Here is a 14,908-nt window from a genome sequence, read left to right as displayed (position 1 = left end):
ACGATGAGTCAGCCGCAGGACGACGCACACAACGCCGGGCCTGCCGTGCCGCAGACCCGCACCGCACGCCACCGGCGGATTGTGGACATCCTCAACCGGCAACCGGTTCGGTCGCAGAGCCAGTTGGCGAAACTCCTCGCCGACGACGGCCTCAGCGTCACGCAGGCCACGCTGTCGCGGGACCTGGACGAGCTGAACGCGGTCAAGATCCGCAACACCGACGGCGACCTGATCTACGCGGTGCCGAGCGAGGGGGGCTTCCGCACCCCGCGCGCGCCGCTGGGCGAGTCGGCGAAGGAGGAGCGGATGCGGCGGCTGTCCCAGGAACTGCTGATCTCCGCCGAGGCGTCCGCGAACCTCGTCGTCCTGCGGACCCCGCCGGGCGCCGCGCAGTTCCTCGCGTCCGCCATCGACCAGGCCGAACTGCAGGACATCCTCGGCACCATCGCCGGTGACGACACGCTGCTGCTGATCAGCCGTAACCCGACGGGCGGCCAGGCGCTCGCCGAACACCTGCTGAGACTGGCCCAGAACGGCCACTGAACCGAGCACGGGCCCCGCCGCGGACACCCCGCCGGGGCCCGTCCGCGGTCGGGGCCGCGGCACGCGGTCACCCGCCGCCGCGCCGTTCAGCCCAGGTGGGAGGCCAGGCCGCCGGTGCAGCGGACCTCGTCGCCCGCGGTGATCAGCAGTGCCTCCACGTCCGGCAGGGACTCCAGCCAGCGCAGGCCCTCCCGGGAGCCCATCGCGAAGGCGGCCGTGGCCCAGCAGTCCGCCCAGGTCAGGCGGGGAGCCACCACCGTCACCGCCACCAGGTCGGTCACCGCCGAGCGGCCGGTGCGCGGGTCGACGATGTGGGCGCCCCGCTCCGCCGTCCCGGACGTGGCCACCGCCAGTTCCTGCGCGCCCGCCGCCGAGATCACCGCCGCCAGCCCGCCCGGACGCAACGGGTCCGACACCCCGACCCGCCAGGGCCGCTGCGAGTCGGGCGTCCCGAGCAGCTGGACGTCGCCGCCGCCGTTCATGCTGACCCCGCGCACCCCGGGAACGGCCGCCAGCCGGCGGGCCGCACGCTCGGCGGCCCAGCCCTTGACGATCCCGGTGGGATCGAGACGGCCCTCGTAGCGCATGCTGAACCAGCCGTCGCTCACCCGTTCCGCCTCGGCGCCCAGGCCGAGCACCTCGGCGACCTCCGGATCGCAGTCCTCGACGGTCAGCTCGCCGCGCGCCAGCCGGGAGAGCTGGCTGTCGTCCCGGTAGGCGCTGAACACCTCGTCGACCCGGTGCAGCCCGGCGACCGCCTCCTGGAGCGCCGCGCGCACGGCATCGGGTTCCCCGCCGCGGACGTCGAAGGAGAAGACGGTCCCCATGACCTCCTCCGCGTGACGCACCGCGGCGGGAGTCCCGTCGGGCTCGGGCACCTGCTCAGCCACCGGCCTGGTCCAGTGCCGACTGCAGCGACTGCTTGTACCCGGTGCTGGTGTAGGTGGCGCCGGACACCGAGTCGATGGCCGCGCTGCCCACCGTCACCGCCTCCTGGTTGAGCCTGGGCACGGCCAGGGCGGTCTTCTGGCTGCTCTCGCCGCCCTGGGGCGCCTGCACGGCCTCGGCCTTGACGATCTTGCCGTTGCTGACGGTGATGCGGACCTGCACGGGACCGTACTGCGTCTGCGCGACACCGCCGGTCACCGTCCTGGCCTGGGCGGCACCGGAGGACGACGACTGCCCGCCGCCCTGCGACGAACCGGTCCCGGACGAGGAACCGCCGCCCTGCGAGGAACCGGTCCCGGACGAGGAACCGCCGCCCTGCGACGAGCCGGCGCTCGCCTTCATCTTGTCCAGCGCCGACTGCAGCGACTGCTTGTACCCGCTGCTGGTGTACGTCGCCCCGGACACCGCGTCGATGTCCGCGCTCTGCGCGGCCACCGCCTCCTGGTTGAGCCTGGGCACGGCCAGGGCGGTCTTCTGGCTGCTCTCGCCGCCCTGGGGCGCCTGCACCGCCTCGGCCTTGACGATCTTGCCGTTGCTCACGGTCAGGCGCACCTGGACCGCGCCGTACTGCGTCTGGGCCGCGTTGCCGGTGACTGTGCCGCTGCCGGCGGCGGTCGCCGCCCCGCCCTGCGGCGACTCCTGCGCCGCCGCCGTCTGCTGGGGCGCCACGCCCGCCGCCGCGGCGCCCGGGTCGGTCGCCGGCTTCAGCGACAGCAGCAGCACGACCCCCGACACGGTGGCGGCGGTGGTCAGCACGACACGCCGGATGGGATGACTCTTCCTCATCGCTCCTACAGCTCCTGAAGTCCCGTCGCTCACATCTCGAACGACTCGTGATGGATGCGGCGGGCGGGCACTCCCGCGCCGCGCAGTGCTTCGTACACGGTCCGCGCGAACCCGGTCGGCCCGCACATGAAGACGTCGTGCTTGTCGATGTCCGGCAGCTTCTGGCGCAGCCGCTCGGCCGAGATGTCGGGGCGCTCCCCGTCCGGGCTGTTGACCGCGTACATCAACCGGGCGCCGCGCTCCTCGGCGATCGCGGCCAGCTCGTCCCACAGTGCCAGGTCCTGCGTGCTGTTGGCGCGGTACAGCAGGGTGATGTCGCCCGCCGCGCCCGGCAGCGTCTCGAACAGCGCCCGCATCGGAGTGATGCCGACCCCGCCCGCGACCAGCAGCACCTTGCCGCGGCTGCGCCGCTGCGCGGTCAGGGCGCCGTACGGGCCCTCGGCCCACACCCTGGTGCCGGGCGTCAGCTCGCGCAGGCGGGCGCTGTGGTCGCCGATCGCCTTCACCGTGATCCGCAGCATGTCCGGGCGCGGCGCGGCCGACAGGGAGTACGGGTGCGAGCTGAACCGCATCCCCGGTGCGAGGAACCGCCAGCGGAAGAACTGGCCGGCCTCCGCGCCCATCCGGTGCAGCTTCCGCCCGCCGATCAGCACCGACACGATGCCGGGCGTCTCCTCTATCACGGCCTCGACGCGCATGCGGTGCCGCAGGTTGAGCCTGATCGGGGTGAGGACGCGGTACCACAGCACCAGCGCGGTCACGCCGCCGTACAGGCCGTACCAGAAGGTCTTCGCGGTCGGCTCGAGGGCGAAGTCGTTGCCGGTGGTGATCTGGTGCCAGAACGTCAGGAACACCGCCGCGTAGGTGAGCAGGTGCACGTGGTACCAGGCGTCGTACGGCAGGCGGCGGCGGATCCCGCCGACCGAGATGAACCCGATGAGGAACAGCAGGCCGGTGCCGACGGCGGCCTTGCCCATGTCCGGCAGCTGATTCACGGAGTCGACCGTCTGCTGGACGATCCCGCCGAGCGACTTGCCCGCCTGCAGGGCGTAGCCCCACATGGTGAGGAAGACGTGGGCGAGGACCAGGCAGATCGTGTAGCGGCCGGTCATCGCGTGCCAGCGGGCCACCCGGTCGGAGCCCACCCGGCGCTCCAGCGCGGGCACCCGGGCCATCTGCAGCACCACGAGCGCCATCAGGTACCCGGCGAGCAGGCCGGTGATCCGGCCCGCGTTGAGGACCTTGCCGTTGTCGTCGGCGATGGACGGGGTGTCGTGCCACCAGAGCCACAGGACACCGGCCGCACCGGCCCATACGGCCAGCAGCAGGGCGGTCGCCGGGGAGCGGCGCGGGCGGATGCGGCGCATCGTCTGGCGGCGGGCGGCGCGGCCGCCTGCGAGCGTGGTGGTCACGGTTCCTCCGGGGGCGGGGGCAAGGGGGGATGGCGTGGTCCCTTGGCCCTGAGATACGTGTCCCGGCACCGGTGCGTTCAGCTGCTCGCGGAGTCCAGCGCGGACTGCAGCGACTGGCGGTAGCCGTCACTGGTGTAGGTGGCGCCGGAGACGGTGTCGATGTTCGCGCTCTGCGCGGCGAGGGCCTCCCTGCGCAGCTGCGGGAGGGCGTAGCTGTTGATCTCCTGGTCCCTCGGGTTGTCCGAGGGGTAGGCGATCGCCTCCACCTCGGTGAGCTTGCCGTTCTTGAGCGTGATCCGCACCTGGACGGGGCCCCAGCGGGTCTGCACCGTGTCGCCCGTGACGGTCTTCGTGCCGCTGGTGGTCGACCCGCTGGAGCCGCTCGACCCGCCGGAGCTGCCGGAGCCGCTCGATCCGCCGGAGACGCTGGAACTGCTGGAGGGGGCGGGCACCGCGACGGCGGTCTCCGCCGACGTGTGCGGCTTCATCGACAGCAGCAGCACCATTCCGGAGACGGTGGCGGCACCGGCCAGCACGATGCGGCGCAGCGGACGGTTCTTCTTCAGGGCGTGCACGTGACTGCCTCGCAGACTCTCAGAATTCGAACGACTCGTGGTGGATACGGCTGTCCCGGACGCCGGCGTCCTTCAGCGCCTCGTACACGTCCAGGGCGAAGCCGTGCGGACCGCAGATGTAGACGTCGTGCTCGGCGAGGTCGGGGAAGGCCGACCGCAGCGACCGCGCCGACAGGTCCGGGCGCCGTCCGTCCGCCCCGTTGAGCGCGTACAGCACCTTCGCGCCGCGCCACTGCGCTATCGCCTCCAGCTCGCCGCCCAGCGCCAGGTCCTCGGCGCCGCGCGCCCGGTACAGCAGGGTGACCTGGCCCGGCAGGGTCTCGAACAGGGCCCGCAGCGGGGTGATGCCGACGCCGGCGCCGATCAGCAGGGACTTGTGGGAGGTCTGCCGGTCCTGGGTCATCGCGCCGTACGGCCCCTCCGCCCACACCCGGGTGCCCGGGCGCAGCAGGGCGATGGCCGCGCTGTGGTCGCCGAGCGCCTTGACCGTGACCCGCAGCAGGTCCCGGCGCGGCGGGGCCGACAGCGAGTACGGCGTCGACGTCCAGCCCAGGCCCTCGCCGAGGAACCGCCAGCGGAAGAACTGGCCCGGCTCCGCGCCCATCTCGTCCAGCCGCCGCCCGTGCATGACGACCGAGTACACGCCCGGCGCCTCCCGGTGCACCGACTGCACCCGCAGCTGGTGGCGCAGGTTCAGCCGCACCGGAGCGAGGACGCGGTACCACAGCACCAGGGCCGCGACACCCAGGTAGAGCGCGTACCAGGCGGCCGTGGCCACCGGGTGGCCGTTGAAGTCGTTGCCCAGCACCAGCTGGTGGCTGAAGGCCAGGAACACGGCGGCGTAGGTGAGCAGGTGGACGTAGTACCAGAACTCGTAGCTGGTCCGGCGGCGCAGCGCCCGCACCGAGGTGATGCCGACCGCGAACAGGATCACCGTGCCGGCGGTGGTCTTGAGCATCTCCGGATAGTCGAAGATCACCGTGAGCGTCTCGTGCCAGAGCGATGCGTGGTCCTGGGCGGCGTAACCGGCGAGGATCAGCACGACGTGCGCGACCAGGAGGGAGATCGTGTAGCGGCCGGCCATCGCGTGCCAGCGGGCCACCCGGTCGGAGCCGATCCGCCGCTCCAGCAGCGGCACCCGGGCCATCAGCCCGACCAGCACCGCGCAGGCGTAGCCGCTCAGCAGCCCGGCGATCCGCCCGGCCCCGGTCAGCCAGCCCGCCGCGCCGACCACGGAGCCGGTGTCCACCCACCAGAGTCCTGTCACGGCCGCCGCGCCCGCCCACAACAGGGTGAGCACGACGCCCGCCGGGGAGCGTCGCGTGGTCAGCGGCACCGCCGGTGCCGTGCGCCGCTCGTACACGGTCGTCATGGATTGCGTCCTTTCGCCTGTCCGGGTCACAACAGTGCAGCGGCAACCTCTGAGGACCCTCTGAAACGGGGGCTCCACAGGCTCACTCAGAGGAAACTCAGAGCCTCGCCCGTCGACCGCCGGCCGGGGGAGGGTGGATCCTGGTAAGGCCATGAACACCACCCGCTCGGGCCGTCCGGCCCTCACCCGTCCCGACGGCACGCCGCTGCGCGTCCTCGTCGTCGACGACGACCCCGACCTCGCCGAGGTGCTGTCCGGCGCCCTGCGCTACGAGGGCTGGGAGGTCCGGTCCGCAGGCGACGGGTCATCGGCCGCCGCCGCCGCGCGGGAGCTGATGCCGGATGCCGTCGTCCTGGACGTGATGCTCCCCGACACCGACGGTTTCGCCGTCCTGCGCTCCCTGCGCGGCGTGAAGCCGGACGTCTGCGTGCTCTTCCTGACCGCCCGGGACGCGGTGGAGGACCGCATCGCCGGGATCACCGCGGGCGGCGACGACTACGTGACGAAGCCCTTCAGCCTGGAGGAGGTCGTCGCCCGGGTCCGCGGACTGCTGCGCCGTGCCGGCATGGCCCGGCAGCAGGAGGACGGCCCCCGGCTGATCGTCGGCGACCTGGTCATGGACGAGGAGGCCCGCGAGGTGACCCGTGGCGGGGAGCTGATCGAGCTGTCCCCGACCGAGTTCGAGCTGCTGCGCTTCCTGATGCGCAACCCGCGGCGCGTGCTCAGCAAGGCCCAGATCCTCGACCGGGTCTGGTCCTACGACTTCGGCGGCCGCGCCCACGTCGTCGAGCTGTACATCTCCTACCTGCGCAAGAAGGTGGACGCCGGCCGCGAACCGATGATCCACACCGTGCGCGGCGCCGGGTACGTGCTGAAGCCGGTGACGCGATGAGGCCACGTCGGCGGAGGCTGTCCCGCCTGCTCCACTTCCCCTGGCTCCACACGCTCCGGGCCCGTCTCACGTTCGGCCTGGTGGTGCTGCTGGCGGTCAGCTGCGCCGCGGTGGGCGTGGCCGCGGTGATCGGGGTGGGCCGCTTCCTCACCAGCCGGCTCGACGAGCAGCTGTCCGAGGTCGGCGTGCGCTTCCCGGAGAGCCTGGAGCACAAGACGCGGCTGCCCGACGACCGCGACGGGGACGAGCACGGCGACACCCGCCGACAGGCCATGGGCACCTTCGGCGCCCGGCTGGTCGACGGCGTCCCCACCCACGCGGCTGTCGTACGGTCCACCGGCATCAAGGCCGTTCCGATGACCTCCCGCGACAGGCGGCAGCTCGTCGCGGTCCCCGCCGACGGCAGGGGCCACACCGTCGAGCTGTCCGCGCTGGACGACTACCGGGTCAGGGCGTGGCGGGGTGTCGACGACGACGTGCTGGTCACCGGCCTGCCGCTGGAGCCCGTGCAGGCCACGGTCCACCGCCTGGTGCTGGTCGCCGGGATCGTCTTCGGGCTCGCCCTCACCGTCACCGGCGTCGCGGGCGCGTTGTGGGTGCGCTGGTCCCTGCGCCCGCTGAGCCGGGTCGCGGCGACCGCCACCCGGGTCAGCGAACTCCCGCTCGCCAGCGGGGAGGTGGCGCTGCCGCCGCGCGCCCCCGAGACGGACCCGCGCAGCGAGGTGGGCCAGGTCGCGGGCGCCTTCAACCGCATGCTCGGCCACGTCGAGGACGCGCTCACCAAGCGGCACGCCAGTGAGGAACGGCTGCGCAGCTTCGCCGCCGACGCCAGCCACGAGCTGCGCACACCGGTGGCCTCGGTCCGCGGCCACGCCGAACTCGCCCTGCTGCATCCCGGGCCGGTGCCGCCGGAGGTGACGCGCGCCCTGGAGCGCATCGCCGCGGAGTCGGGGCGCATGGGCGAGATGGTGGACGAGATGCTGCTGCTGGCCCGTCTGGACGCGGGCCGCCCGCTGGAACGCCTCCCGGTCGACCTGACCATGCTGGTCCTGGACGCGGTCACGGACGCCCGGGCCGCAGGCCCCGGCCACCGCTGGGCCCTGGAGCTGGCGGAGGAGCCGGTCACGGTCACCGGCGACGCCCACCGGCTGCAACAGGTGTTGGCCAACCTGTTGACCAACGCGCGTGTGCACACACCCGTGGGCACGAAGGTCACGGTGTCCCTGGAGACCGACGGGTCCTGGGCCGTGCTGAAGGTCCACGACGACGGGCCCGGCGTTCCCGAGGACGTCCAGCCCGGCGTCTTCGAGCGCTTCACCCGCGCCGACCGTCGCCGCACGGACGCCCCCGGCGGCGGCGCGGGCCTGGGGCTGTCCATCGTGGCAGCGGTGGCGGAGGCGCACGGCGGCAGCGTCGCTCTGGAGAGCCGCCCGGGGTCGACCACGTTCACCGTGCGGCTCAGGACCGCCTGATCATCGCGGGTCCGCGCCGGGCGGCAGTGGCAGGCTCGCCGCGGGCGGCAGTGGCAGGCCCGCCGCGGGCGGCAGCGGCAGTGGCAGGCCGGGCAGGCCGTCCATGCTCGTCGCCACGTGCTCCTTCTTGGCGAAGTACTCGCTCAGCGAGGCGTCGTCCTCGCGCGCGAACCGCTTGCCGTGCAGGTCGCGGTCCTCTTCGTACGTCATGAAGGGGACCGCGTAGCCACAGGTGTCGCGGACCAGGTCGGCCCGTACGACGATGATCGCGCGCAGGCCGTGCGAGGCGGGATCGATGTCGGGGAACCGGGTGAGCAGCTCCGCGAAGCGCGGGTCGTCACGGAAGACCGGCTCCCCGCGGCCGTGCACCCGCACGATGTTCGGCGGCCCCTGGAAGGCGCACCACATCAGGGTGATCCGGCCGTTCTCCCGGAGGTGCGCGATCGTCTCGGCGTTGGACCCGGCGAAGTCCAGGTAGGCCACGGTGTGTTCGTCCAGCACCGCGAAGGAGCCCTTGAGGCCCTTGGGGGAGAGGTTGACCGTGCCGTCGCCGGACAGCGGGGCGGTCGCCGTGAAGAAGAGGGGCTGGGCCTCGATGAACGTACGGAGTCTGCCGTCTATGCGCTCATAAGTCTTTCCCACGGACGACGATTATGACCGCATTTCTTTCGACTGTCTAAGGAATTGCCCGGTCCGGTTCCGACCGCGGCCGCCCCGGCCGGTGCATGACCGGGGCGGCCACGGCGCCCGTCACGTCACTTGGTGAGTGTGCAGGCGGCCAGGGAGTCCAGGCCGGTCGGCTTGGCCGCCGTCCGGCCGATGGCGATGGCGATGCGGTCGATGGTCGACTTCCGCTTGTCCGTCAGCGGGCCGAGGATGGCGTTGTTCACGAAGTTGGGTCCGCCCTGGCCCACGGTGTCGACCAGGCGCTTGTTGGCCTCCTGGATCTGGGTGTTGAGCAGGGCGAGGTTGCGGTCGACCTCGGCCTTGGCGGAGGCGGGGACCGCGGGCAGCCGCGAGGCGACGTCGGGGCAGGTGATGGTGCCGGCCGCGGAACCGTTCGCGCCGGACTGCTGGCCGGCCCCGGCGGTCGCGGCGGGCGTGGCGCCGGCGCCACCCGAGTTGCCTGCGTTGCCGTTGCCGTTGCCGGTCACGCCGCCCGCGTTGAGGGTGCACGGCGCCAGGGAGTCCAGGCCGGTCGGCTTGGCCGCCGTACGCCCGATCGCCGTCGCGATGCGGTTGACCGTCGCGACGCGCTTGTCCTTGAGCGGGCCGAGGATGGCGTTGTTGACGAAGTTGGGTCCGCCCTGGCCCACGGTGTCGACCAGGCGCTTGTTGGCCTCCTGGATCTGGGTGTTGAGCAGGGCGAGGTTGCGGTCGACCTCGGCCTTGGCGGAGGCGGGGACCGCGGGCAGCCGCGAGGCGACGTCGGGGCAGGTGATGGTGCCCGGGCTCGCGAGGGTGCGGGCGTTGCCGGAGCTGCTCTTGGACGTCTCCCCGGCGAGAGCGGAACCGGCGATCACGGCCCCGGACAGCACCACGGCGGCAGCACCGCCGATGACCGCCACGCGACGCTTGTTGTACTTCGGAAGAGCCCTGGACATGCGGATGCCTCACTTGGGTCAGGAGCGGTTGACAAACGCGGCGCCGGCGTGCGTTCGGTGGGGAGTACGCGAAAGCGGTTGCGTGCGTTCAACGGCATTCTGGAAATCTCCGCGCGGCCGCCTCGGATTGACGAATCATGCAGAGGTCTGCATACTCATGCACACACTGCTCCTGTACCCCGCAGAAGGTGCTGCGGGAGGCAACGGCAGGCGGCGGCACATCCGTATCTCTCTAGGAGCGACCCACGTGAGCAGCAACAGCGGTGACGTACGGCTCTGGGGCGGCCGTTTCGCCGACGGTCCCGCCGAGGCCCTGGCGAAGCTGTCCGCGTCCGTCCACTTCGACTGGCGGCTCGCCCCGTACGACATCGCCGGCTCGCGTGCGCACGCGCGCGTGCTGCACAAGGCGGGCCTGCTCACGGACGACGAGCTGACGCGGATGATCGCCGGGCTCGACCGGCTGGAGGCGGACGTGGCCGCCGGCGACTTCGTGGGCACGGTCGCCGACGAGGACGTGCACACCGCCCTGGAGCGCGGCCTGCTCGAACGCCTCGGCCCCGACCTCGGCGGCAAGCTGCGCGCGGGCCGCTCCCGCAACGACCAGGTCGCCACCCTCTTCCGGATGTACCTGCGCGACCACGCCCGCGTCATCGGCGGCCTGATCGCCGACCTCCAGGACGCGCTGATCGGCCTGGCGGAGGCCCACCCGGACGTGGCGATGCCCGGCCGCACCCACCTCCAGCACGCCCAGCCGGTGCTGTTCGCCCACCACGTCCTCGCCCATGCGCAGGCCCTGTCCCGGGACGCCGAGCGGCTGCGCCAGTGGGACGAGCGGACGGCCGTGTCGCCGTACGGCTCGGGCGCGCTGGCCGGCAGCAGCCTCGGCCTGGACCCGGAGGCGGTCGCGAAGGACCTCGGGTTTGAACACGGCAGCGTCGGCAACTCCATCGACGGCACCGCGTCCCGCGACTTCGTCGCCGAGTTCGCCTTCATCACGGCGATGATCGGGGTGAACATCTCCCGGATCGCGGAGGAGGTCATCATCTGGAACACGAAGGAGTTCTCCTTCGTCACCCTGCACGACGCCTTCTCCACCGGCTCCTCGATCATGCCGCAGAAGAAGAACCCGGACATCGCCGAGCTGGCGCGCGGCAAGAGCGGCCGCCTGATCGGCAACCTGACCGGCCTGCTCGCCACCCTCAAGGCGCTGCCGCTCGCGTACAACCGCGACCTGCAGGAGGACAAGGAGCCGGTCTTCGACTCCTGCGACCAGCTCGAGGTCCTGCTCCCCGCCTTCACCGGCATGATGGCGACCCTCACCGTCAACCGCGAGCGGATGGAGGAGCTGGCCCCGGCCGGCTTCTCGCTCGCCACCGACATCGCCGAGTGGCTGGTCAAGCAGGGCGTGCCGTTCCGGGTGGCGCACGAGGTCGCCGGCGAGTGCGTGAAGGCCGCCGAGGCCGAGGGCAAGGAGCTCGACGGGCTGACGGACGAGCAGTTCGCGAAGATCAGCGCGCACCTGACCCCCGAGGTCCGCTCGGTCCTCAGCGTGCCGGGCGCCCTGGCCTCCCGCGACGGCCGGGGAGGCACGGCGCCGAGCGCGGTCGCCGTCCAGCTGGCCGAGGTCAAGGCGGACGTGGCGGCGCAGCACGCGTGGGCCACCGCCAAGAACGGGAAGTGACCGCCACGCGCGTGTGGGAGCCGGCCGCTCCCACCCGCGCGTGAGGGGTGTTTCCACGCGGACACGCGCCGCCCTGCCTGCACTGCCGCCCACGCGCGCGTGCAGGGCGGGCGGCGCGGTTACGTTGGTTCCCTGCCGCAAGCAGCCGACCGAACGGAGCCCGCGATGCCCTTCGCCCGACTGGCCTCAGCAACGACCCCGACCTGCCGCATCGGACTCGGTCTCGCCGCCGTCGGCCGCCCCGGCTACATCAACCTGGGCCGGGACGAGGACCTCCCGGCCGCCCGCGACGTCGACGCGATGCGCCGCCGCACCCACGAACTCCTGGACGCCGCCTACGCGCAGGGCGTGCGCTACGTCGACGCGGCCCGCTCCTACGGACGCTCCGAGGAGTTCCTCGCCGCCTGGCTCGCCGCCCGCCCCGACGCCGGCGACGTGGTGGTCGGCAGCAAGTGGGGCTACACGTACACCGCGGACTGGACCACCGACGCCGAGGTCCACGAGGTCAAGGACCACAGCCTCGCCGCGTACGAGCGCCAGCGCGCCGAGACCGACGGAGTGCTCGGCGACCGGCTCGACCTCTACCAGATCCACTCGGTCACCCCGGACAGCCCGGCCCTGACCGACAAGGAACTGCACGCCAGGCTCGCCGAGGCGGCCGACCGGGGCGTCACCGTCGGCTTCTCCGCCAGCGGCCCGGCCCAGGCCGACACCATCCGCGCCGCGCTCGCCGTGACCGTCGACGGCGAACCCCTCTTCCGTACCGTCCAGGCCACCTACAACGTGCTGGAGACGTCCGCCGCCCCCGCCCTCGCCGAGGCGCACGACGCGGGGCTTACGGTGATCGTCAAGGAGGGCATGGCCAACGGACGGCTCACGGCCCCGCACGCCCCGGACGCGCTGAAGGCCGTGGCCGCCGAAACCGGGCTCGGCTGCGACGCGGTGGCCCTCGCCTTCGTCCTGCGCCGGCCCTGGGCCGGCGTGGTCCTCTCCGGCGCCGCGACGCTCGACCAGCTCGCGTCCAACCTGCACGCGCCCGTCGTGGACCTCGACGACGACCAGCTCACCCGGCTGGCGGCGCAGGCCGAGGACCCGCGGGCGTACTGGCAGCGCCGCGCCGGACTCACCTGGCACTGAGCGTCCCGTCGTTCCCGTCGTTCCCGTCGTTCCTTCCCGCCGACCGACGGCCCTGAGTCACGCACCCCCACCATGAGACATTCATGTCTCACATGGTCTATGCTCGTCTCATGGCTGTCGATCGTGACCACGTGCTGCGCACCGCCGCCGCGCTGCTGACCCGCAAGTCCACCGCCACCATGGACGAGGTGGCCAAGGCCGCCGGGATCAGCCGGGCCACCCTGCACCGGCACTTCGCCGGGCGCGACGCCCTCGTCCGGGCGCTGGAAACCCTCGGCATCGCCGAGTGCGATGCCGCCCTGGACGCGGCCCGCCTGGACGAGGGGACCGCGACCGAGGCCGTGCGCAGGCTCGTGCGCGAGATCCAGCCCGCCGCCGGACTGCTCGCCTTCCTCTACGGAGAGAACCAGCTCTGGGAAGCCGGCCCGGGCGACGGCTGGCAGCGGCTCGACGCCCGCATCGGCGCCGTGTTCGTACGAGGCCAGCAGGCCGGCGAGTTCCGCTTCGACCTCAGCCCGGTCTGGCTCACCGAGGCGCTCTACGGGCTCATCGCCTCCTGCGCCTGGGCCGTCCAGGACGGCCGCGTGGCCCGCAACGACTTCACCCACATGATCGCCGAGCTGCTGCTCGGCGGCGCGCTGCGCAGAGACGCGGACGCATCACGAAGAGAGGAATCATGACCAGCACCCTGCAGCGTGGGGGCGCCCCCTGCTCGAGCGAAGCCGAGAGCCCGGGGAAGAACACGACCGAGGCCGTGAGGCGACCGGGCCGCTGGCTCGCGCTGTCCGTCCTCGTGCTCGCCGTGCTGCTGGTGGCCGTCGACGCGACCGTCCTCGGTCTCGCGACCCCCTACATCAGTGAGGACCTCAAGCCTTCCGGCACCCAGTTGCTGTGGATCGGCGACGTCTACTCCTTCGTCATCGCGGGTCTGCTGGTGACGATGGGCAGCCTCGGCGACCGCGTCGGCCGCAAGCGCGTCCTGCTCGGTGGCGCGGCGGCGTTCGGTGCGGTGTCGGTGCTGAACGCCTTCGCGACCGGGCCCGGGACGATGATCGCGGCCCGCGCCCTGCTCGGCGTCGCGGGCGCGACCCTCATGCCCGCCACCCTGGCCCTCATCCGCAACCTCTTCCACGATCCGCGCGAACGCAGCCTCGCCGTCGGCATCTGGGGCGCCACGGCCTCGGCCGGCACGGCCGTCGGCCCGATCGCCGGAGGCTTCCTGCTCCAGCACTTCTGGTGGGGCTCGGTCTTCCTGATCAACCTGCCGGTGATGGCGGTCCTGGTCGTCGTCGGCATCCGCACGCTGCCGGAGTCACGCAACCCGGACCCCGGTCCGTGGGACCTGCCCGGCGTCGTGCTGTCGCTGGCCGGCGTCATCGGCGTGGTCTACGCCGTGAAGGAGACCGCGGCGCACGGCATCGCCTGGGCGCCGCTCGTCTCCGGCGCGCTGGGCGCGGCGGCCCTGTACGCCTTCGTACGGCGCCAACTCACCTCCCCGGCCCCGCTGCTGGACGTGCGTCTGTTCCGCGACCGCGGCTTCAGCGCCGCGGTGCTGGCCGACCTGCTGACCGTCCTCGGCCTGTCCGGCCTGGTGTTCTTCCTCTCCCAGTACCTGCAACTCGTCCAGGGGAGGCCCCCGTTCGAGGCGGGCCTGGCCGAACTGCCCGCCGCGGTGGGCGCGGTGGCGGCGGGTCTGGTCGCCGGGCGGGCGGCCCGCCGCTTCTCGGTACGGGCGGTGGTCTCCGGCGGCCTCGCGGCGGTAGGACTGGCGCTGGCCGTGCTGACCACACTGGACCGCTCGACCGGTTACCCGCTGCTCGGCGCGGCCCTGCTGGTGGTCGGTGTGGGCGCCGGCTTCTCCTTCACCGTCACCGCCGACGTGATCCTCTCCAGCGTCCCCAAGGAACAGGCGGGCGCGGCCTCAGCCGTCTCCGAGACGGCGTACGAACTGGGCGCCGCCCTGGGCATCGCCCTGCTCGGCTCGATCGTGACGGGGGTCTACCGCGGCTTCCCGGCCCCGGCGGGCACCCCCGCGGCGGCGCGCGAGTCGCTGGGCGGAGCGCTGGAGGCCACGGCGCACATGCCCGCGGCGGCAGCGCAGCAGGCCCTGACGGCAGCCCGCGACGCCTTCGTCGACGGCCTCACCCTGGCAGCCGGCACCGGCGCCGCCGTACTGCTGGCAACAGCGGCGGCTTCCTGGTTCCTCCTACGAGGCCAACACCTGGAAACACGAGACTGAAGCCCCCTCAGGGGCGCGAGCAACCACGCCCCTGAGCCGCATCCGACCCGCACCCGTCGTCCCTGGTCCCGGCGTCCGACCTCAGGGGCGCGAGCAACCACGCCCCTGAGCCGCATCCGACCCGCACCCGTCGTCCCTGGTCCCGGCGTCCGACCTCAGGGGCGCGAGGAACCGCGCACAGAGCCACACCCGACCCCCACCCGTCGTCCCTGGTCCCGGCGTCCGACCTCAGGGGCGCGAGGAACCG

The 14,908-nt window shown here is 72.8% G+C and carries 14 protein-coding genes; 7 read left to right on the top strand and 7 right to left on the bottom strand.

What is annotated here, in order from left to right:
- The first annotated feature begins 3 nt into the window (after positions 1-3).
- Entirely contained in the window at positions 4-543 is a 540-nt protein-coding gene (locus tag AB0G63_RS29910; RefSeq protein WP_324788693.1) for an arginine repressor, read from the top strand.
- 86 nt (positions 544-629) lie between these two features.
- Here AB0G63_RS29910 and AB0G63_RS29905 read toward each other — a convergent pair whose 3' ends face one another.
- From AB0G63_RS29905 to AB0G63_RS29885, 5 genes are all read right to left on the bottom strand, one after another.
- Complete coding sequence (locus AB0G63_RS29905) at positions 630-1,433, bottom strand: FAD:protein FMN transferase (RefSeq protein WP_360756459.1); 804 nt, start codon at positions 1,431-1,433, stop codon at positions 630-632.
- Positions 1,426-2,277: an FMN-binding protein gene (locus AB0G63_RS29900; RefSeq protein ID WP_360756457.1), complete on the bottom strand. Its 852-nt coding sequence runs from the start codon at positions 2,275-2,277 to the stop codon at positions 1,426-1,428. Before AB0G63_RS29900 ends, AB0G63_RS29905 begins: the two co-directional genes overlap by 8 nt.
- Before the next feature lie 29 nt (positions 2,278-2,306).
- On the bottom strand, positions 2,307-3,689 hold the full coding sequence (locus AB0G63_RS29895; RefSeq protein WP_360756455.1) for a ferredoxin reductase family protein: 1,383 nt from the start codon (positions 3,687-3,689) through the stop codon (positions 2,307-2,309).
- Between the two features lie 77 nt (positions 3,690-3,766).
- A complete protein-coding gene (locus AB0G63_RS29890; protein ID WP_360756453.1) occupies positions 3,767-4,264 on the bottom strand; it encodes an FMN-binding protein in 498 nt (165 codons plus the stop codon).
- A 19-nt stretch (positions 4,265-4,283) separates the two neighbouring features.
- Positions 4,284-5,636, bottom strand: coding sequence for a ferredoxin reductase family protein (locus AB0G63_RS29885; RefSeq protein WP_360756451.1), 1,353 nt, complete (start codon positions 5,634-5,636; stop codon positions 4,284-4,286).
- Positions 5,637-5,787: 151 nt separating this feature from the next.
- Here AB0G63_RS29885 and AB0G63_RS29880 point away from each other — a divergent pair, with 151 nt between their 5' ends.
- Together AB0G63_RS29880 and AB0G63_RS29875 are read left to right on the top strand one after the other, a co-directional pair.
- Complete coding sequence (locus AB0G63_RS29880; RefSeq protein ID WP_324788688.1) at positions 5,788-6,528, top strand: response regulator transcription factor; 741 nt, start codon at positions 5,788-5,790, stop codon at positions 6,526-6,528.
- Entirely contained in the window at positions 6,525-8,000 is a 1,476-nt protein-coding gene (locus AB0G63_RS29875; protein WP_360756448.1) for a HAMP domain-containing sensor histidine kinase, read from the top strand. The genes AB0G63_RS29880 and AB0G63_RS29875 overlap by 4 nt, the downstream gene beginning before the upstream one ends.
- On the opposite strand, the gene AB0G63_RS29870 is transcribed toward AB0G63_RS29875, so the two are convergent.
- Together AB0G63_RS29870 and AB0G63_RS29865 are read right to left on the bottom strand one after the other, a co-directional pair.
- Entirely contained in the window at positions 8,001-8,642 is a 642-nt protein-coding gene (locus tag AB0G63_RS29870) for a pyridoxamine 5'-phosphate oxidase family protein (RefSeq protein WP_360756445.1), read from the bottom strand.
- Positions 8,643-8,755: 113 nt separating this feature from the next.
- Positions 8,756-9,604: a hypothetical protein gene (locus AB0G63_RS29865; protein WP_360756443.1), complete on the bottom strand. Its 849-nt coding sequence runs from the start codon at positions 9,602-9,604 to the stop codon at positions 8,756-8,758.
- A gap of 247 nt (positions 9,605-9,851) precedes the next feature.
- Here AB0G63_RS29865 and argH point away from each other — a divergent pair, with 247 nt between their 5' ends.
- From argH to AB0G63_RS29845, 4 genes are all read left to right on the top strand, one after another.
- On the top strand, positions 9,852-11,285 hold the full coding sequence (gene argH / locus AB0G63_RS29860; protein WP_360756440.1) for an argininosuccinate lyase: 1,434 nt from the start codon (positions 9,852-9,854) through the stop codon (positions 11,283-11,285).
- 165 nt (positions 11,286-11,450) lie between these two features.
- Positions 11,451-12,422, top strand: coding sequence for an aldo/keto reductase (locus AB0G63_RS29855; protein WP_360756438.1), 972 nt, complete (start codon positions 11,451-11,453; stop codon positions 12,420-12,422).
- A 110-nt stretch (positions 12,423-12,532) separates the two neighbouring features.
- Positions 12,533-13,102 (top strand): helix-turn-helix domain-containing protein, encoded by a 570-nt coding sequence (locus AB0G63_RS29850; RefSeq protein WP_360756435.1) that lies wholly within the window; start codon positions 12,533-12,535, stop codon positions 13,100-13,102.
- Positions 13,099-14,661 (top strand): MFS transporter, encoded by a 1,563-nt coding sequence (locus AB0G63_RS29845; protein ID WP_360756432.1) that lies wholly within the window; start codon positions 13,099-13,101, stop codon positions 14,659-14,661. The genes AB0G63_RS29850 and AB0G63_RS29845 overlap by 4 nt, the downstream gene beginning before the upstream one ends.
- Positions 14,662-14,908 lie beyond the last annotated feature (247 nt).

This window comes from Streptomyces sp. NPDC020996 (assembly GCF_040641355.1).
GTDB lineage: Bacteria > Actinomycetota > Actinomycetes > Streptomycetales > Streptomycetaceae > Streptomyces.
This window is presented reverse-complemented; position numbering and strand designations above follow the sequence as displayed.